Source organism: Cognatishimia sp. (assembly GCF_964229375.1).
Taxonomy (GTDB): Bacteria; Pseudomonadota; Alphaproteobacteria; order Rhodobacterales; family Rhodobacteraceae; genus Cognatishimia.
Genome location: NZ_CAXREH010000097.1, coordinates 1 through 16,762, shown reverse-complemented (window position 1 = coordinate 16,762; position 16,762 = coordinate 1). Strand labels below are relative to the sequence as shown.

The 16,762-nt window shown below is 57.4% G+C and carries 18 protein-coding genes; 9 read left to right on the top strand and 9 right to left on the bottom strand.

What is annotated here, in order from left to right:
* Nucleotides 1-819: tetraacyldisaccharide 4'-kinase (gene lpxK, locus ACEQWH_RS07610; protein ID WP_370229371.1), on the top strand; the 819-nt coding region annotated here is incomplete at its 5' end.
* 50 nt (nucleotides 820-869) lie between these two features.
* Here lpxK and ACEQWH_RS07605 read toward each other — a convergent pair.
* Entirely contained in the window at nucleotides 870-1,535 is a 666-nt protein-coding gene (locus tag ACEQWH_RS07605) for a DsbA family protein (RefSeq protein WP_370229370.1), read from the bottom strand.
* Nucleotides 1,532-2,047: a DUF721 domain-containing protein gene (locus ACEQWH_RS07600; RefSeq protein WP_370229368.1), complete on the bottom strand. Its 516-nt coding sequence runs from the start codon at nucleotides 2,045-2,047 to the stop codon at nucleotides 1,532-1,534. The genes ACEQWH_RS07605 and ACEQWH_RS07600 overlap by 4 nt, the downstream gene beginning before the upstream one ends.
* 87 nt (nucleotides 2,048-2,134) lie before the next feature.
* Here ACEQWH_RS07600 and mutY point away from each other — a divergent pair, with 87 nt between their 5' ends.
* Nucleotides 2,135-3,187, top strand: coding sequence for an A/G-specific adenine glycosylase (gene mutY, locus ACEQWH_RS07595; RefSeq protein WP_370229366.1), 1,053 nt, complete (start codon nucleotides 2,135-2,137; stop codon nucleotides 3,185-3,187).
* 67 nt (nucleotides 3,188-3,254) lie between these two features.
* Nucleotides 3,255-4,388, top strand: coding sequence for an alkane 1-monooxygenase (locus ACEQWH_RS07590; RefSeq protein ID WP_370229364.1), 1,134 nt, complete (start codon nucleotides 3,255-3,257; stop codon nucleotides 4,386-4,388).
* Nucleotides 4,389-4,527: 139 nt separating this feature from the next.
* On the opposite strand, the gene ACEQWH_RS07585 is transcribed toward ACEQWH_RS07590, so the two are convergent.
* The 3 genes from ACEQWH_RS07585 to ACEQWH_RS07575 form a co-directional block, all read right to left on the bottom strand.
* Nucleotides 4,528-5,643, bottom strand: a complete 1,116-nt coding sequence (locus ACEQWH_RS07585; RefSeq protein ID WP_370229362.1) for a site-specific DNA-methyltransferase — start codon at nucleotides 5,641-5,643, stop codon at nucleotides 4,528-4,530.
* 116 nt (nucleotides 5,644-5,759) lie between these two features.
* Nucleotides 5,760-6,365: a ribonuclease HII gene (locus ACEQWH_RS07580; RefSeq protein WP_370229360.1), complete on the bottom strand. Its 606-nt coding sequence runs from the start codon at nucleotides 6,363-6,365 to the stop codon at nucleotides 5,760-5,762.
* 122 nt (nucleotides 6,366-6,487) lie between these two features.
* Nucleotides 6,488-6,913, bottom strand: coding sequence for a hypothetical protein (locus ACEQWH_RS07575; protein WP_370229358.1), 426 nt, complete (start codon nucleotides 6,911-6,913; stop codon nucleotides 6,488-6,490).
* Nucleotides 6,914-7,367: 454 nt separating this feature from the next.
* On the opposite strand from ACEQWH_RS07575, the gene ACEQWH_RS07570 reads away from it, so the two are divergent.
* Both ACEQWH_RS07570 and ACEQWH_RS07565 read left to right on the top strand, forming a co-directional pair.
* Nucleotides 7,368-8,072 carry a transcriptional regulator gene (locus ACEQWH_RS07570; protein WP_370229357.1) on the top strand — a complete coding sequence of 235 codons (705 nt, stop codon included), beginning with the start codon at nucleotides 7,368-7,370 and terminating at the stop codon, nucleotides 8,070-8,072.
* Nucleotides 8,073-8,078: 6 nt separating this feature from the next.
* Nucleotides 8,079-8,948: a DMT family transporter gene (locus ACEQWH_RS07565; protein ID WP_370229355.1), complete on the top strand. Its 870-nt coding sequence runs from the start codon at nucleotides 8,079-8,081 to the stop codon at nucleotides 8,946-8,948.
* Between the two features lie 7 nt (nucleotides 8,949-8,955).
* Here ACEQWH_RS07565 and arfB read toward each other — a convergent pair whose 3' ends face one another.
* The 4 genes from arfB to ACEQWH_RS07545 form a co-directional block, all read right to left on the bottom strand.
* A complete protein-coding gene (gene arfB, locus ACEQWH_RS07560) occupies nucleotides 8,956-9,375 on the bottom strand; it encodes an alternative ribosome rescue aminoacyl-tRNA hydrolase ArfB (protein ID WP_370229353.1) in 420 nt (139 codons plus the stop codon).
* Between the two features lie 408 nt (nucleotides 9,376-9,783).
* On the bottom strand, nucleotides 9,784-10,707 hold the full coding sequence (gene mepA / locus ACEQWH_RS07555; protein ID WP_370229352.1) for a penicillin-insensitive murein endopeptidase: 924 nt from the start codon (nucleotides 10,705-10,707) through the stop codon (nucleotides 9,784-9,786).
* A complete protein-coding gene (locus ACEQWH_RS07550; protein ID WP_370229350.1) occupies nucleotides 10,683-12,071 on the bottom strand; it encodes an MFS transporter in 1,389 nt (462 codons plus the stop codon). The genes mepA and ACEQWH_RS07550 overlap by 25 nt, the downstream gene beginning before the upstream one ends.
* Nucleotides 12,072-12,129: 58 nt before the next feature.
* Nucleotides 12,130-12,648 carry an acyl-CoA thioesterase gene (locus ACEQWH_RS07545; RefSeq protein ID WP_372521391.1) on the bottom strand — a complete coding sequence of 173 codons (519 nt, stop codon included), beginning with the start codon at nucleotides 12,646-12,648 and terminating at the stop codon, nucleotides 12,130-12,132.
* Between the two features lie 161 nt (nucleotides 12,649-12,809).
* Here ACEQWH_RS07545 and ACEQWH_RS07540 point away from each other — a divergent pair, with 161 nt between their 5' ends.
* The 4 genes from ACEQWH_RS07540 to ACEQWH_RS07525 all read left to right on the top strand — a co-directional run.
* Nucleotides 12,810-13,091 (top strand): YggT family protein, encoded by a 282-nt coding sequence (locus ACEQWH_RS07540; RefSeq protein WP_370229348.1) that lies wholly within the window; start codon nucleotides 12,810-12,812, stop codon nucleotides 13,089-13,091.
* Between the two features lie 83 nt (nucleotides 13,092-13,174).
* Nucleotides 13,175-15,211, top strand: coding sequence for a DNA helicase RecQ (gene recQ, locus ACEQWH_RS07535; protein WP_370229347.1), 2,037 nt, complete (start codon nucleotides 13,175-13,177; stop codon nucleotides 15,209-15,211).
* A 30-nt stretch (nucleotides 15,212-15,241) separates the two neighbouring features.
* Nucleotides 15,242-16,015 carry a peroxide stress protein YaaA gene (gene yaaA, locus ACEQWH_RS07530; RefSeq protein WP_370229345.1) on the top strand — a complete coding sequence of 258 codons (774 nt, stop codon included), beginning with the start codon at nucleotides 15,242-15,244 and terminating at the stop codon, nucleotides 16,013-16,015.
* 70 nt (nucleotides 16,016-16,085) lie between these two features.
* On the top strand, nucleotides 16,086-16,762 hold a 677-nt coding region (locus ACEQWH_RS07525), incomplete at its 3' end, for a PAN/Apple domain-containing protein (RefSeq protein WP_370229344.1).

Genomic DNA, 16,762 nt, shown 5'->3' with positions numbered 1-16,762 from the left:
ACTGGCAAAACACCAACGGCAATCGCGCTGATCCAGCACCTGCAAGCCAAGGGTCTGACCCCGCATGTGATCTCGCGCGGCTATGGCGGTTCTACAACCGAGCTAACGCGCGTGGATGAGCGTGCCCATAGCGCAGCTATGGTCGGGGACGAACCGATGCTGCTTGCGGCTTTTGCTTCGACGTGGGTCTGCGCCGACCGGACACAGGCGGCAAAGGCGGCACAGGAGGCCGGGGCTGACGTCATTCTGATGGACGACGGCTTTCAGAACCCGGCCTTGCACAAGGACGCCTCGATCATCGTTGCAGACGCCCAGCGCGGCTTTGGCAACGGGCGATGCATTCCCGCAGGCCCGTTGCGCGAGCCGGTTGCACAGGGGTTGGGGCGGGGCGATCTGCTGTTAACCATAGGCGATAGTGCGGCCCAGTCCAGATTTGACACGATCTGGGCGCGCCAAGTGTCCTTACCCCATGCCAAAGCCGTTCTGACCCCGCTGCCGACGGGGATGGACTGGACAGAAACGCCATTCCTGGCCTTTGCCGGCATCGGGTATCCTGAAAAGTTCTTCGCCACCCTGCGCGCGCAAGGGGCCAAGGTTCTGCAGACTCATGCTCTGGACGACCACCAACCGCTCACTACCGCCCTATTGCAACGCATGGACGCTGACGCGGCGCGTCTGGGCGCGCAGCTGGTCACGACGGAAAAAGACGCTGTGCGCCTGCCTGCCGCTTATCGATCAAAGGTTCTGACGCTGCCTGTGCGATTGCAAATCGAGGACTGGACGCCGATTGACGCGGTTCTGAACCGACTGCTGACATAAAAACGCCCGGGACAGACCCGGGCGTTTCGCATTGTGTGATGTCGGGCAGATTACAGCAGGCCGTCCAGCAGATCTTTCATTTCTGCATAGCTCATGTTGCTGTATTTCTTGCCGTTGATGATGAATGACGGCGTCGCGTTGACATCGTCGCGGGCCGCGTTGGTCTGAGACCACTCGACCAGTTCCTGCGCTTGGGCTTCGTCCTGAAGGCAAGCATTCAGCTCTTCGTCGTTCAAGCCAGCGATCCGACCAATTTTGCGCAGCTCATCGGCAATCGCCACTGGCTCACCAGCGCGGGTCCACTCTGCCTGAGTTTTGAACATCAGATCCGTGATGCCAAAGAACCGCTCTTGCCCGCCACAACGCGCAATCATCGAAGCCCACAGGCCGAAGCGATCAAAATAGACTTCGCGGAAGACGAACTTCACTTTTCCGGTGTCGATGAAGTCGGCTTTCAGTTGCGGATAGGTGTTCTGGTGGAACGACCCACAGTGCGGGCATGTGTAGGACGCATATTCGATCATGGTGATCGGTGCATTCGCATCGCCCAGAACCATGTCGGGAATAGTCGAACTGCCCGCGTCGGCCGTTTCAGGGGCGGTGGGTGTCTCGATCTGAGTGACCTCAACTTCGGTCACGTTGCCCTGCATCAGGAAATACGCACCGGCGGCGATAAGAGCGGCGACAACTATCGCCAAAGGAATCATACGGTTCATTCAGGTCTACCCTTGGATTTTTCTTTTGATAGGACGTTATTTGCCAAACGCTCCAGCGCCTGACGTAAATCTTGGTCACCCACCGGAGCAGCCATCGTCTTGGCCTCTCTTTGGGTTTCCGGATCTATGCGCTTCTCGGCAGGTTTTGGTTGGGCCGTAAAAAGTGCCTGACCCTCGGAAAACCCGACCGGCGCGGTTTGCGTGATGCGCATTTGCGTAATGGCGTTATAGCCATAGGCCGCGTTCACTTTCTCGCGCAGTTTTTCTTTCTGCATTTCAAGCATCGGAGCCTGCGCCCCGGTGGTCAGCACTGTCAGAGTCGCTCCGAACCCTTGGCGTCCGTATTTGACATCCACAGGTTTACAGATCGACGCCATATCCTGCCCGACGATCTCGGCCCAATGAGTCAAAACGCGCGTGACGGCGAAGCCACGGGTCTCGCCCGCTTTGCGGATTCGATCCCGCAACAGCGACGACGTGCGTTGAAAGCCTTTTCGAGACCGTCTCTGCATGAGACCCCTTGCATGTTTCGTGCTGGCGCTATCTTAGTGCCACGGGCCAGATAGGCCAGCGCCAGCAGCATACTGAGGGAATAACAGTTGCGTGACCAGCCAAAAGCAGCGGATCTCTTGGAGTGGTACGACCGTCACGCCCGAAAAATGCCGTGGCGTGTGGGGCCAGCTGATCGAAAAGCAGGCATAGTGCCTGACCCTTACCGAATCTGGATGTCCGAAATCATGCTGCAGCAAACCACGGTTGCGGCGGTCAAAGAGTATTTCCTGCGTTTCACCACGCGCTGGCCAACGGTTACGGATTTGGCCAATGCGCGCGACGAAGACGTCATGGGGGAATGGGCGGGTCTTGGGTATTATGCCCGCGCGCGTAACCTGCTGAAATGCGCCCGCACGGTGACGCAGGACATGGACGGCGTCTTTCCTGACACCGAAGAGGGCCTGCGCAGCTTGCCGGGGATCGGCCCCTATACCGCTGCCGCAGTTGCCTCGATCGCCTTTGATCGTCAGGCCACGGTTCTGGACGGCAACGTCGAGCGTGTGATGGCGCGTATTTACGACTGTCACACCCCCCTACCCGCCGCAAAACCCGAGCTTACAGACTATGCCGCCGGGCTAACCCCCAGCCAACGGCCCGGTGATTACGCGCAGGCCGTCATGGATCTGGGCGCGACGATCTGCACACCCAAGAACCCCGCTTGCGGCATTTGTCCCTGGCGCAGCGCCTGTCGTGCACGTGTCGAAGGCACCGCCGCCGAGCTGCCCAAGAAGACTCCCAAAAAGCCCAAGCCGATCCGGTTCGGCACCGTCTATATCGCTCGCCGTGTCGATGGCGCCTATCTGCTGGAACGTCGCCCGGAAAAAGGGCTGTTGGGCGGAATGCTGGGATGGCCCGGCTCGGACTGGACGGAAGGCGCAGTTGCAGAGCATCCCCAGCCGATCCGCGCCGAGTGGAAAGACCTGCCCACCGAAGCCCGCCACACCTTCACGCATTTTCACCTTAGGCTCACGGTTAAAACGTCCCTGGTGCCGATGGACAGGACCCCAAAGCAGGGCGAATTTGTCGAATTGGCCGAATTTCGCCCCTCGGACTTGCCGACCGTCTTTCGCAAAGCCTTCAATCTGACCAAGGACGGATGAGTCATTGCCTTGATCAAAGCGGCTCGCCATAGTTGGCACGTTCCGCAGTTCATGAGAGATCACGGTTATGATCCAAAAGGCGCCCCTGAGCAGACTCCGAGATGCCCTGCCATTCTGGTCATCGCTTCTCTTGATCCCATTGTGCTGGCTGGGAGCCATTAACGGCGGCTGGTGGTTGTTCGCGGTGCCACTTGCGACGTGGTATCTGTTTGCACTGTTAGATAGCTTCACCGGCCTCTATCTGGAAAACGCCGATCCAAATACCGATGAGTCGGCCCTGTTTTGGTACCGGCTGATTACGCTGCTTTGGCCCGCATTGCAGGCGATCACGCTGTTTGGCTTGCTGGCCTATGTCGCCGCGACCGATTACCTGACGCGCTGGGAAACCATCGCGCTTTTCTTTGGGGTGGGCGTACTGACGGGCACCGTTGGAATCAACTATTCCCACGAGCTGATGCACCAGAAACCTGCATGGGAGCGCTGGCTTGGGGATATCCTCTTGGCCATGGTGCTTTATTCTCATTTCAGGTCCGAGCACCTGCTTGTGCATCACCGCTATGTCGCCACGCCCCGCGACCCTGTGACCGCGCGCTATAACCAAGGGTTTCACCGGTTCTTTCCGCGCGTGATCTGGAAAACCCTGCGATCGGCCTGGAGCGCGGAAAAGGCGATGCTTGCACGCAAATCTGCGCCCGTCTGGAACGCACGCAATCCTTTTTGGCGCTATCTGATCCTGCAAACCCTCGCGCTGGGGCTGGCCTTTTGGCTGGCGGGCTGGCTGGGTGTTGCCCTGTTCCTGTGGCAGGCCTGGATTGCCATCTGGCAGCTAGAGCTTGTGAACTACATCGAGCACTATGGGCTGACCCGTGCCTATCTGGGGGACGGAAAATACGAGCACGTCAAACCGCGCCACAGCTGGAACGCTGCGCATAAGGCGTCGAACTGGTTGCTGATCAACCTGCAGCGCCATTCCGATCACCACTACAAACCCGACCGTCGTTTCCCGTTGTTGCAGAACTATTCCCAGGACGAAGCGCCTCAGTTGCCGTTTGGCTATCCGGTCATGACGATGGCCGCGATGATCCCGCCCCTCTGGCGGCGCATTATGAACCCGCGCGTGCGGGCTTGGCGGGCGCAGTTCTATCCAGAGATCGAGGATTGGCAGCCCTATAACAAAGCGACCAATCCAAAGCCGCGTTAATTGGTAAAACTCAAAATCCCTGCATAAAAAAACCCCGCCAAAAGGCGGGGCTAAGGCGTCCGTGCCTGGGGCCTAGGGCCCTTTGACACTGGCGGTACATTCTTTTCCGATGTGTACCCACCGGATCTTGAAATCTGTCCTACATCTCTGCGCGGATTTGCTGACGCAGGTTGTCGATCGGAAGTTTTTTGCCGTCTGACTTATAGGCCCAATAGGTCCAGCCATTGCAGCTTGGCGCACCTTCAAAGGCCGCGCCGACCTGATGGATCGAGCCTTTGTTGTCTTTGCTGCCAACCAGCGTGCCGTCTGCGCGCACCTTGGCTGTGTGACGACCGTTCAGAGAATACAGCTCTTCGCCCGGACGCAGCATGCCGCGCTCGACCAGCTGGCCAAAAGGCACACGCGGTTGCGCGCGCTTGCTTTGCGAGACTTCAAGCGCTTCGTTGTCCAGCTTGCGCACGTTCTTGATGCGTTTGGTAGCAACCTTACGATAGGCCTCTTCGCGTTCGATGCCGATGAAATTGCGGCCCAGCATCTTTGCGACAGCCCCAGTGGTTCCTGTGCCAAAGAATGGATCCAGCACAACATCACCTGGGTTGGTCGTTCCAATCAGAACCCGATGCAAAAGGCTTTCCGGTTTCTGCGTTGGGTGGGCCTTGTCGCCGTTCTCATCCTTCAGGCGCTCATGTCCGGTGCAGATCGGCAGCACCCAATCAGAGCGCATCTGAACACCTTCGTTCAACGCCTTAAGCGCTTCGTAGTTGAAGGTTGGCTTTGCGGTTTCGGATTTCGAGGCCCAGATCAGGGTCTCGTGGGCATTGGTCAAACGCTTGCCGCGGAAATTCGGCATCGGGTTGGACTTGCGCCAGACCACATCGTTCAGGATCCAGAACCCTTGGTTCTGCAACTCTGCGCCCATGCGGAACACGTTGTGATACGAGCCGATCACCCAGATCGCGCCATTCGGTTTAAGAATCCGGCGAGCCGCTGACAGCCAGTCGCGTGTGAACCGGTCATAGACCGCAAAGCTGTCGAACTGATCCCAATGGTCGTCCACGGCGTCCACTTTGGAATTGTCGGGGCGGTGCAAGTCACCCTTCAGCTGCAAATTATAGGGAGGATCTGCGAAGATGAGATCAACAGAGTTTTCTGGAAGACTGTTCATCACATCGATGCAGTCTCCGGATTGGATCGTGTTTAACACAGCATCCAACGCGGACGCAGAAGCGCCCCGTGCTTTGGGTTTATTCGTCATGTCTTGCCTCAATATAACCGGCGCTTTTGCGCTCTTTGGTTATCCACAGGATGAGTCATGACGGAGTCCGCGTCAATTTCTTTTTTGAATCAGCAGGTTAGGTTTTTTGCTTGATACTAGATATTGTGTATCGGCTTAAATGAATGCCTATGATGTGGGGTTATCCCCAGGCTGGCGAGGGCATTTTTGTGCTCTTTCGTGGGATAGCCCATGTTTCTTTCCCAGCCATATCCGGGAAACTGTTGCGCCAAAGACTCCATCAAACGGTCGCGCCTTATTTTCGCCACAATTGAAGCCGCTGAAATTGAAACACTTTTTGTGTCTCCCTTCACCACACCTTCGGCGCGGATGTTCAGACCCTTTGGGATCATTTTGCCGTCCACCAGCACATAATCCGGCCGGCCAGACAGGTTCTGAACCGCGCGCACCATGGCCAGATGGCTGGCTTGCAGAATATTGATCTCGTCGATCTCTTCGACCGACGCCTCGCCAAACCCCACGTCTGCGACGTCGAGGATCTGATCGTAGAGGGCCGCGCGTCTTTTGTGCGAGAGCTTTTTAGAGTCATTCAGACCTTCAGGAATACGATCAGGATGCAGAATCACTGCAGCGGCCATGACCGGGCCTGCCAGCGGGCCGCGCCCAACTTCGTCCACCCCCGCCACAACAGTCGCGCCGCGCAGGATGGCCAGGTTTTCAAGATTGTAATCCGGTAAGCTCATAGGTCTCTTGAAAACCAATCCATCTGGGAAGCGCAACAAAAAAACCGGCGCCGAGGGGCGCCGGTTTTGATCGGGGGCATTGCGTGGGGATGCAAGGGACCGCCCCCGGTGCCTGTGAAACCTTATTTGCTGCTCACGATGTAGTAGCCTTCGTTACGCAGGCATGGGATCGAGTAACCGCGCTTGGTGCCTTTGGTTGTTGCCAGACGCACTTTGCAGTGACGTGGCAGGCTGTCAGCGTGGCGGTAGTGCTTTTGCAGACATTTCTGGCCGAACACTTTTACTTTGCCGCTGTATGTATTGTGGCGACGGATGCAGGCGGCTGTCAGAGCCTTGCGGCGCGGCTTGTGAACTTTTGGCGGGTTGGTGGACACGCTTACGTTGCCGTTATTGTTGTCAGACAGCGCTTTGCCGATGATGATCAGCGCGGTTGCGCCAACGAGGAACTTCGCCAGATCGTCGTTTGCCTGTGCGGGGGCTGCAGAGAAAGACAGGCCTGTCGCGGCTACGGCTGCAATCAAGATAGAAGAGATAAACTTGCGGGACATGAGGATTTCCTTTCGAGGGTCTTTACGTGTTTTTCAATCTGAGTGGCCGCGGTGAGCAGAGGGTTGCGACCTGATAAGCCGACACTGGCCCGACCCCCGAAAGTCAGGCAATAACAGCACAATGATATCGGATAACACGCGCGATTTGCGGTCTTGATATTGAATAACAAGGCCGCTTCACCCATTGTAAACGCTATGAAAACCACTGCTCTCATATGTCTAACGGCCGCCACGCTGGCCCTTTCCTCTCCGGCCCACGCCGCGTGTTTCGCGGACTATAAAGCCAAGCAGGATAACCCTCTGAAGCTCCACTATGGGGTCGCGGAAATTCGTGGTGACTGCTCAAAAGCAAATGCGACCGCAGAATTGCGGCTGCGTTTGACACAGGGTGGTTGGGTTTTGCTTAATGTTCTGTCAGTCTTTAACTCATCCGGACTTCAGGAGAGACAAAGCGATGCAGGACAGTTCTACCTCCGCTATTGAAGCACGCCAGATCGGCGGTCGAGTCGTCACCTTTGGGATCATCGCGATCGTGTTGATCCTGGCGGGGGCTGGTATCGTGTTGCTGCTGACCCTGCCAGACGCCAATGCGTTCAACATGCGCGTAGAACAGCTGTTTGTTGAAAATGACGATCTGACCAAACAGGCAGAGCTGAAGCTTCTGGAAATTCTGGCGCAATCCGGCACGGCCTTTGCCGCGATTCTGTCCAGCTATCGCATGGTGATTTTCGTTCTGCTGATCTTTGCCACCGGCATGATGATTGCAGCCCTGGTGTTTCTGGTCATGCTCATCACCATGAACCGTCGCATGGCGCAGATCGAAAAATCAGGGATTCAGGTGAATTCGCTGCTGATCAGCCGCGACGAGAAGAAAGTCTATCTGAACAATATGGGCTTTAAACTCACCGATGCAGCGCTTGAAACGCTATCGATTCTGGCTGAAGCGCGCATGGATGACGACGTGCTGTCCGGCATCGAGCTAGAGTCGATCATTTCAGGCAAACCTCAGGCAGACTGCGAAGAGGCCGCAGGCGCGACGCGAATCAAACGGTTGCGCGATGCTCTGGGCAATCAGATGGTAAGCGAGCTTCTGGTCAAAAACATCGCGCGGCGCGGCTATATGCTGGGCATCGACAAAGCCGTTATCAAAGTTCTTTAGGCAAACATGACCTCACAACGCGCAAATCTTGTAGGCAGCATCTGGATGATCGCGGCCATGGCGCTCTTCGCGATCGAAGACGCCCTGCTGAAAGCCGTCGCATCCACAGTGCCTGTCAGTCAGGTATTGATTCTGTTTGGCGGCGGCGGGGCTTTGATATTTGCGGCCCTTGCGCGACGCGAAGGCAGCCCTTTAGCGCCCAAAGATGTCACGTCGCGCCCCATGCTGATCCGCGCGGTCTTTGAGGTTTTTGGCCGCTTGTTTTACACGCTGGCGTTCGTGCTGACGCCGCTGTCGTCCACCACAGTGATCCTGCAGGCGACGCCGCTTGTAGTGGTGGGTGCAGCCGCTGTGCTGTTTGGCGAAACCGTCGGCTGGCGCCGCTGGGCCGCTATTTTTCTGGGACTGGCTGGCGTGGTGATCATCATCCAACCGGGCAGCAACAGTTTCACGCCGCTTTCGATCCTCGCAGTCCTCGGCATGTTGGGATTTGCAGGACGAGATCTTGCTAGCCGCGCAGCCCCCGCAAATCTCAGCACCGCCATCCTCGGGCTTTACGGCTTCTTTGCTCTCATCGCCGCGGGCGCGCTTTTTGCGGTGTTTGAGGCCAAGCCTTTCGTGCCAATCACGCTTGAAACGGGGCTGATCATGGCCGCCGCCTGCGGTGTCGGTGTCATCGCCTATACCGCCCTGATGCGCGCCATGCGCACGGGAGAGGTCTCGGCCGTGACGCCATTTCGCTACAGCCGGCTGCTCTTTGGACTGGCGCTTGGGCTCTTTGTTTTTGGCGAAGCTTTGACACAGCAGATGATTTTCGGATCGGTTCTGATTGTCCTGTCCGGTCTCTTCATTCTTTGGCGCGGGAAATCAGCCTGAAGCTGCGCTAGTCATCCCCGACCTTGCCGCGCAGGGCCTTGACTTCTCCACGCACTTTCTTGGCCTTCAGACGCCTTTGCTGGGATCCATAGGTTGGTTTGGTCTTGATCCGGCGTTTTGGCGCTACCAAAGCCTTTTCGATCAAAGCCACCAGCCGTTCGCGCACGATCTCACGGTTGCGCACCTGACTGCGCGTTTCATCACACTGCAAAATAAGCGCGCCGTCTTTGGTCCACCGACGCCCTGCCAGCCGTTTCAGGCGAGACTTCACCTGCGGCGGCAAATTCGGAGAGCGCGCCGCTTCGAACCTTAGCTCTACGGCAGAGGAGACCTTGTTCACATTCTGCCCACCCGGCCCCGAAGCCCGAATGAACTGTTCTGTGATTTCCCAGTCCTCAAGTGTTATTTCGTCGTTCACTCGCAACATTGCTCTATTCTGAGCACTTTCCGGCCAGATGAAAACAGGCAAACGAAAAGGGCTTCTCCCCGCGTGGAAAAGCCCTTCGAGATGTAGGGAGGTGCGCCGGTTAGGCAGCGACCAATCCGATGTTCATTCAGCCAAGGGCTGCCTCAGCTGCACTCCTTCCGGACTGTTCCGACACCTTTCTCCATGACTTCTCTAGACAATGGGCACCTCCTTTCGAGTTGTTTCGCGTAAGGAAAGCGTGCCACAGAAAACGTAGAAGTCAAAACAAAATAATGTGGCGTTACTGTTTTTTCACACATGATAAAGTGCTTTAACCCGTGGTTACGCTCATTGCGCAAAATTGCAGCTCAAAGCGTAATTAGCGCCGGAAAACTCCGGTCGTATGTGGGTCAATAATTACAAACCAGCCTAGTCTGACCGCAGCACTCCGATACATTGATTGGGCAAATCGGCCAGCAAAAGCTCTTTGCGCGGCGCTGGTTTTGGCTTGGACGGATCCGGGGGCGGCGGGTTCAGGATATCAGCCACCCAGTCGCGTGCATCCTGACAGCCGTCGCCTTTAGGCGGATCGTCTTGGTTCATACAGTCAGGCGCCCCTTCGGGGCAGTTTAGGCGCACATGGAAATGATAGTGATGCCCCCACCACGGGCGCACCTTGTGCAACCAGGCTTTGTCACCGGTTTCATCATCACACATGCGAACCTTGGCCCCCGGGAACACAAAGATCCGCGCGGTTCTTGGATCTTGCGCTGCGGCTTTGATGATCTCGTGATGGGCGCGGCTCCAGCTGTCGTTGACGAACGCCCCACTCGCACGGCGCATCGAAATCGACGAGATACTCTCGCGCGACTTGGCGGAAAGCTGCAGATTGACGGCGGGGCGCATCCAGATATCCACATCCAACCCCATCTGATGACTGCGATGCCCCGACAGCATTGGCCCACCACGCGGCTGGCTCATGTCGCCCACATAAAGGCCGTTCCACCCAGGCTGGCGTGCCGCCACGCGGGAAAGATCCTGTACGTAGTCGACCAAATCGGGATGGCCCCAGTTGCGCTTGCGCGACAACCGCATGGCCTGCCAGGTCGGGCCGGTCTCTGCCAGCTCGACACCTCCGGCCAGACAGCCCTTGGCATAGCTGCCAAAGGCTTGCGCCGGTTGATTAGACCCATTGGGAATGGCTCCAAAAAGATGTTTGGCCAGACGGTCGCGCCATTCCACAGGCACCTCCGCCACCCGCGTTGCGGTGTGCGTTCGGGTGTCGCCATCCTCTCCTGAGTCACACCCAGCAAGGGCAACGCATAGAATTAGGCCTTTGAGGAGCCGTCCCATTCTGCTCGATCCCCATCCGGTTTCACCCAGCGTAGCAGGATCAGAGCAATAATGAAGAGAACAATTACCGGAGACAGGCCCAAACGCGCCGATGAGGTCGCATAGGTGACCACGCCGATCAGGGCGGGCGCGAGGAAGGCCGTGGCTTTGCCGGAAAGCGCATAGAGGCCAAAAGCCTCGGTCGGGCGCTCTGGGTTGGCGTGGCGGACCATCATTGTGCGAGACGCGCCTTGAACCGCGCCACCCGACGCGCCGATAATTGCGCCCAGCACCATCAAGGTCAGATCTGGCAGGCCGGACCCTTCGGGCAACGGAATGCCATAGAAGCTTTCGCGCGACATGCCGACAATGACGACACAGACGATGATCAAGGCCCAGATATTGAACAAAATCACGGGTTTTGGGCCGAACCGTTTGTCACAGAGACCGCCGATATAGGTAAATACAGCGGCAGAGATCGCCGCCAGAATGCCAAAGACCCCAAGCAGCGTGATCGACCAGTCCAACACCAGAACCGCATAGACTCCGCCAAAGCCATAAAGCGCATTCAGCGCGTCGCGATAGAACATCGAAGACGCCAGATAAGAGGCAAGGCTTGGGCGTTTCGCGACGGATTTGATCGACTGCATCAAACCTTTCAACGCAGACCCCACCCCGCCGCTGACTTTCGCCGCGGGTGCTTCTTTAACCCAGGCGAAGAAAGGGATCATGAAAACAACATACCAAATCGCCGTGAACGGCCCTACAGCGCGCGTCCCTTCGCGGGTCTCGGCGTTCAGGCCCAGAACCGGATCCAAGCCAATCAAGGTCTTGCCATTGTCGCCCTCTGCAAACAGCAGCAGCATAATCAGCAAAGCGACAACACCACCGGCATAGCCCAGCGCAAATCCGCTGCCAGACACTTTGCCGACCTCTTCATCCGGCCCAAGGGACGTCAGCATCGAGTTGATAAAGACCAAGGCATACTCTGCCGCCATCATGCCGATGCCGAAGGCGATCAGGGTGATCATCATATTTGAGCCATCAGGCAGCATCCACCAAAGCGCATAGGTGGACGCCACATAAAAGGCCGAGAAGACATACATCCAGCTGATGCGACTGCCGGACTGATCCGCGATCGCGCCCAGTACCGGCGCGGTCACGGCAATCGCAAGACCGACATAAGCCAGCATAGCCGACCAGACGGCCTGCGCCTGAGCATCGGCAAGCGCCTCTTCCATGCCGCCGGACATGTAAAATTCCGTGGCAACCGCTGCGAAATAGGGTCCAAAGATGAACGTCAACAAAAGCGTATAAAATGGTTGCGATGCCCAATCGAACATCATCCAGCCCCAAACGCGACGCTTTAAGGTTTTGTCGGTCATTTTTTGTCCCCCTGTTCAGGGGACTGTCTCGCGAAATGCTTGCGCGCGCAACCGTTTCCTAGGCTGCCTCTAGGGCATTTGGCGTCACATCGTCAGACATTGGCGGCCACGGGCGCAGCTCTTCGGCTTTGGCCCATTGTTGGATCCACTTGGGCATTTCGGGCTGTACGATCCCGCGATCCAGCGCATTGACCAGCTTGGCTGGCGGCACCAGACCCGCGCGACTGGTCAAAGCGGCCCGAATGACCGCGTGATAGGCGCATTCGCCGTCACGTTTCCACGTGGATTGCTCATAGTAGAAAAACTTGTCGTCCCACCCCACAATTCGCGTCCGCATCTCAAGCCGGTTGAACAGTTTCACACGACGCCGATACCGCACAGTGCTGCCCGCAACAGCCATGCCCCATTGGTGTTCACGCATAACATCCGCCACATCCATGCGCGCGGTCCAGCCCACACGTCCGAGGTCAAAAAAGGTCAGCGCCCGGCCGTTGTTCAACTCGTTCCAGGGGTCCAGATCCCAGGGCCAGCACCGCGTGTGCGAAATATGCGTGTCGTGCCAAGCAATCTTGGACATGCGACTGGCCGAGCGATACTGAGAGATTAAACGAATCCACGGGTACATTGGAGAACTCCTTTGCGCTCATGTGGAGCGTGTAAAGACGCGGGTCAACGCATCTTGCGAATTGACGTCGCGACGCCTAAGTGTGTTGAACGAAAAAGAAGGAAGCTAGACAAATGATGGCGATCTACGGGCCTTTGCGGCTGATCTTGGATGTGGTGTTCTTTATTATGATCGTCCACATCATCATGAGCTGGCTGATCAACTTCAACGTTCTTAATCTGGGCCAACAATTCGTGGCGCAGCTTTGGTATGGCCTCAATCGCCTGCTCGAGCCGATCTACACGCCCATTCGCAACATTTTGCCAAATACCAATCCGCTGGATCTGGCACCTCTGGTTGCCTTTATAATCGTGATATCTCTGCGCGACTATATTTTGCCTGCAATCTTATTTTAGACCCCAAGCAGGCCTTGCCGCGTTAACCGCGATATGATTCATTTCCTGTAAGAGCAGATCAACGCCACTTACAGGAATTCCCCATGCCCGCCGACACGTTGTTGCGCGATATTTTCGGATTTGACGGGTTTCGGCCCGGCCAAGAGGATATCGTGAACGCCGTTGTTGCGGGGCAAAACGTTCTGGCGATCATGCCCACAGGCGGTGGAAAATCGCTGTGTTATCAATTGCCAGCCTTGGTGCGCGACGGGATCACCGTTGTTATTTCACCGCTGATTGCCCTGATGCGCGATCAGGTGCGCGCCCTTCGTGAAGCAGGCGTCGAAGCAGGGGCGCTGACCTCTGGCAATACGGATGAGGAAACCCAAGAAGTTTGGGACGCGATTGAGGCCGGTCGCCTCAAACTGCTTTATATTGCGCCTGAACGGCTGGCCTCTGGCGCGGCCATCGGCATGTTGCGCCGGATCGGGGTGTCGCTGATTGCCGTCGACGAAGCCCATTGCGTCAGCCAATGGGGGCACGACTTCCGGCCCGACTATCTGCGTATTGGCGAATTGCGCCGCACGCTGAATGTTCCCATCGCGGCGTTCACCGCCACCGCCGATGCGGAAACCCGCGAGGAAATTGTAACCCGCCTGTTTGATGGCGCGGCACCGGCCACCTTTCTGCACGGGTTTGATCGCCCCAATATCCATCTGGCCTTCGCCGCCAAAGACAGCCCGCGCAAACAGATTCTGGATTTCGCAGGGGCGCGGCAGGGACAATCTGGCATCGTCTATTGTGGCACCCGCGCCAAGACCGAGAACCTGGCGCAGGGCCTGCGGGATGCGGGCCACAATGCGCTGCACTATCACGGTGGCATGGATCCCGAGGACCGCCGTTTTGTCGAAACGCGGTTTCAGCGTGAGGACGGGCTGATTGTTGTGGCCACCGTCGCCTTTGGCATGGGGATCGACAAGCCCGACATCCGCTGGGTGGCGCATGCCGATCTGCCGAAGTCGATCGAAGCCTACTATCAGGAAATCGGACGCGCCGGACGCGATGGCGCGCCTGCGGAAACGCTGACCCTGTTTGGCCCCGAGGATATTCGCCTGCGCCGCTCGCAGATTGACGAAGGCCTTGCGCCCTCCGAACGGCGCGCGGCGGATCACGGCCGCCTGAATGCGCTGCTGGGTCTGGCCGAAGCGCTGGAATGTCGTCGCAGCAAGCTGTTGGGGTACTTCGGCGAAACCGAAGTGACCTGCGGAAAATGCGATCTCTGCGATCAACCTGCCGACGTTTTCGACGGCACCGAAGCCGTACGCAAGGCGCTTTCGGCGATCCTGCGCACGGGGGAGTGGTTTGGGACAGGCCATCTGATAGACGTACTGCTTGGCAACGACACCGAACGGATGCGCCAGAAAGGTCACGACGCTCTGCCCACATTCGGCGTCGGGCGCGAATATGACAAACGCCAGTGGCAGGCCGTGTTCCGTCAGATGATGGGGCATGACCTGGTCCGCCCCGATCCTGACCGTCACGGCGCCCTGCGGATGACGGATGACGCGTTGCCCATTCTGAAAGGCGAGGCCTCGATCAATCTGCGCCGCGACACGATCCGCAAGGCCAACAAAGGCCCACGTGTCAAAGCTTTGGTCAGCGAAGAAGATGCGCCGCTCTTGTCGGCCCTAAAAGCGAAACGGCGTGCTTTGGCCGAAGCCGCCAAAGTGCCGGCCTATATCATCTTTAACGATCGCACCTTGATCGAAATGGCTGAAAAACGGCCGCTAAATCTGGATCAGATGGCGGGCATTGGCGGTATTGGCGCGAAAAAGCTTGAGAAATACGGCGACGATTTCCTGACTGTCATCACGGGCGAGGCAGAGGCGCTTCATCCTAGCCGCCGCAAACTGGCCGGGCGCAACGAAGGGTCCTTATATGATCGGCTGCTCGAAGTTCAGGCCGACCTTGCACGCGGCCCCGATGGCATCGACAAACCCCTAAGCTGTTCCGCCTCGCTTCTGGCCAAGATCGCGCAAAGCAAGCCGCAGGACGAAATCGCTATCAAAAGATTGCTTGGCGATAAAAAAGCCGACCGTTTCGGCGCAGCTTTTCTGGACGTTCTGCAAGCGGCGACCTAAATCAGAGTGAACGCGTAGAAAGGCCCGCCCATGCTTGTTGTGACATCTCCTGCAAAACGCCTTGATTGGGATCCAGTGGACGTAGATCTCACTCAGCCTGACTTGCAGGATGAGGCGGTCAAACTCGTCAAAACCGCGCGCAATCTGACGCTTGGGAACCTACAAAAGCTGATGGATCTCAGCCCAGATCTGGCGCGCCTGAACCGAGACCGGTTCAAGGCGTTTCAGGCTGAACCGACGGACGACCTGACCCGCCCCGCCGTCTATGCCTTTGCCGGTGACACCTATATCGGGCTGGAAGCCAAGTCGCTGGACCAAGACGAGGTCGCTTGGGCGCAGGATCACCTGCGTATTCTTTCAGGTCTTTATGGTCTGTTGCGTCCGCTTGACGCCATTCAGCCCTATCGTCTCGAGATGGGCAGCCGCCTGTCCACGCGCCGCGGCAAGAACCTGTACGAATTCTGGCGCGATACGATCTCTAAGAAATTGAACGCGCAGGCCGACGACATCGGCACAGACACGCTGATCAATTGTGCCAGCCAAGAGTATTTCGGCGCAGTCGACCCGAAATCGCTGAAACTGCGGGTGGTCACGCCGGTCTTTATGGAACTGAAGGCAGGCAAACCCAAGATCGTCAGCTTTTTCGCCAAAAAAGCCCGCGGTTCTATGGCGCGCTTTATGATTCAGAACCGCCTGACCGAGGCGGAACAGATCAAAGACTTTGATCTGGGTGGCTATAAATTCGAGCCGGACATGTCCGAAGGCGATAAATGGGTATTCTTGCGCGACTACCCTGAAACCTAAACGTCACGATTAGCCGAGTTGATCGACTCGCGCTGCCATGCGACCCTGCGGCCATTAAGCGGAGGGTACAATGCAGTTTTTTGGAAAAATACTAGCAGTTTTGGCGCTGGCCACATCGGTACAGGCGCAAGAGCAATTGATCCCCGATCGCTGGGTTGTTGTCAGCCCGGACACTGACTTTTTTGGCGCGGATCTCACGCCAATGTTTGATACGACATATGAGGCCTGTATCAACGCCTGCCTGGCCAACGACACCTGTCAGGCCTTTACGTTCAACAACGCCAAAAATGCCTGCTTTCCAAAAACCGGAGTCGACCAGCGCGATGCTTTTGAGGGCGCAACCTCGGCCGAGGTGTTTGAAGCGCGCGCGGATATCAAAGCCGCCGCTGAAACCCGCCGCGCCGAGCTGTCGTTCCTAAATAGCAACGATATCGCGCGGGCCTATGATCTGGCGGCCCGCATCGGCAGGTTGCACGCCTCTGGTCCTTGGACTGTGGACGAGATGATTAACGCAATTGCCGACCGCCGCGCCAACGGACAGTTTGAAAGCGCGATGCGATGGGCGGGTGGCGCGATTGCCAAAACCGGCTCGGCTGATCTGTGGCTGCAATATGCGCAGCTTAATCTGTCCATCCGTGAAAACGGCCAACTTCAAAGCAAACATCGCAACCGTGCCTTCGCCGCGATGATCAACGCGTATTTGCGCGGGCAATCGCCAGCGTTTCGCGCGACGGTCCTTGGCGATAT

Excerpts from the sequence above, each read along its gene's own strand:
- arfB (WP_370229353.1), bottom strand. The coding sequence starts at position 9,375 with ATGTTGCGAGTGAACGACGAAATAACACTTGAGGACTGGGAAATCACA.
- ACEQWH_RS07550 (WP_370229350.1), bottom strand. The coding sequence starts at position 12,071 with ATGACCGACAAAACCTTAAAGCGTCGCGTTTGGGGCTGGATGATGTTC.
- ACEQWH_RS07545 (WP_372521391.1), bottom strand. The coding sequence starts at position 12,648 with ATGTCCAAGATTGCTTGGCACGACACGCATATTTCGCACACGCGGTGC.
- ACEQWH_RS07590 (WP_370229364.1), top strand. The coding sequence starts at position 3,255 with ATGATCCAAAAGGCGCCCCTGAGCAGACTCCGAGATGCCCTGCCATTC.
- yaaA (WP_370229345.1), top strand. The coding sequence starts at position 15,242 with ATGCTTGTTGTGACATCTCCTGCAAAACGCCTTGATTGGGATCCAGTG.
- recQ (WP_370229347.1), top strand. The coding sequence starts at position 13,175 with ATGCCCGCCGACACGTTGTTGCGCGATATTTTCGGATTTGACGGGTTT.
- ACEQWH_RS07565 (WP_370229355.1), top strand. The coding sequence starts at position 8,079 with ATGACCTCACAACGCGCAAATCTTGTAGGCAGCATCTGGATGATCGCG.
- ACEQWH_RS07570 (WP_370229357.1), top strand. The coding sequence starts at position 7,368 with ATGCAGGACAGTTCTACCTCCGCTATTGAAGCACGCCAGATCGGCGGT.
- ACEQWH_RS07575 (WP_370229358.1), bottom strand. The coding sequence starts at position 6,913 with ATGTCCCGCAAGTTTATCTCTTCTATCTTGATTGCAGCCGTAGCCGCG.
- ACEQWH_RS07540 (WP_370229348.1), top strand. The coding sequence starts at position 12,810 with ATGATGGCGATCTACGGGCCTTTGCGGCTGATCTTGGATGTGGTGTTC.
- ACEQWH_RS07580 (WP_370229360.1), bottom strand. The coding sequence starts at position 6,365 with ATGAGCTTACCGGATTACAATCTTGAAAACCTGGCCATCCTGCGCGGC.
- ACEQWH_RS07585 (WP_370229362.1), bottom strand. The coding sequence starts at position 5,643 with ATGACGAATAAACCCAAAGCACGGGGCGCTTCTGCGTCCGCGTTGGAT.
- ACEQWH_RS07605 (WP_370229370.1), bottom strand. The coding sequence starts at position 1,535 with ATGAACCGTATGATTCCTTTGGCGATAGTTGTCGCCGCTCTTATCGCC.
- ACEQWH_RS07600 (WP_370229368.1), bottom strand. The coding sequence starts at position 2,047 with ATGCAGAGACGGTCTCGAAAAGGCTTTCAACGCACGTCGTCGCTGTTG.
- mepA (WP_370229352.1), bottom strand. The coding sequence starts at position 10,707 with ATGGGACGGCTCCTCAAAGGCCTAATTCTATGCGTTGCCCTTGCTGGG.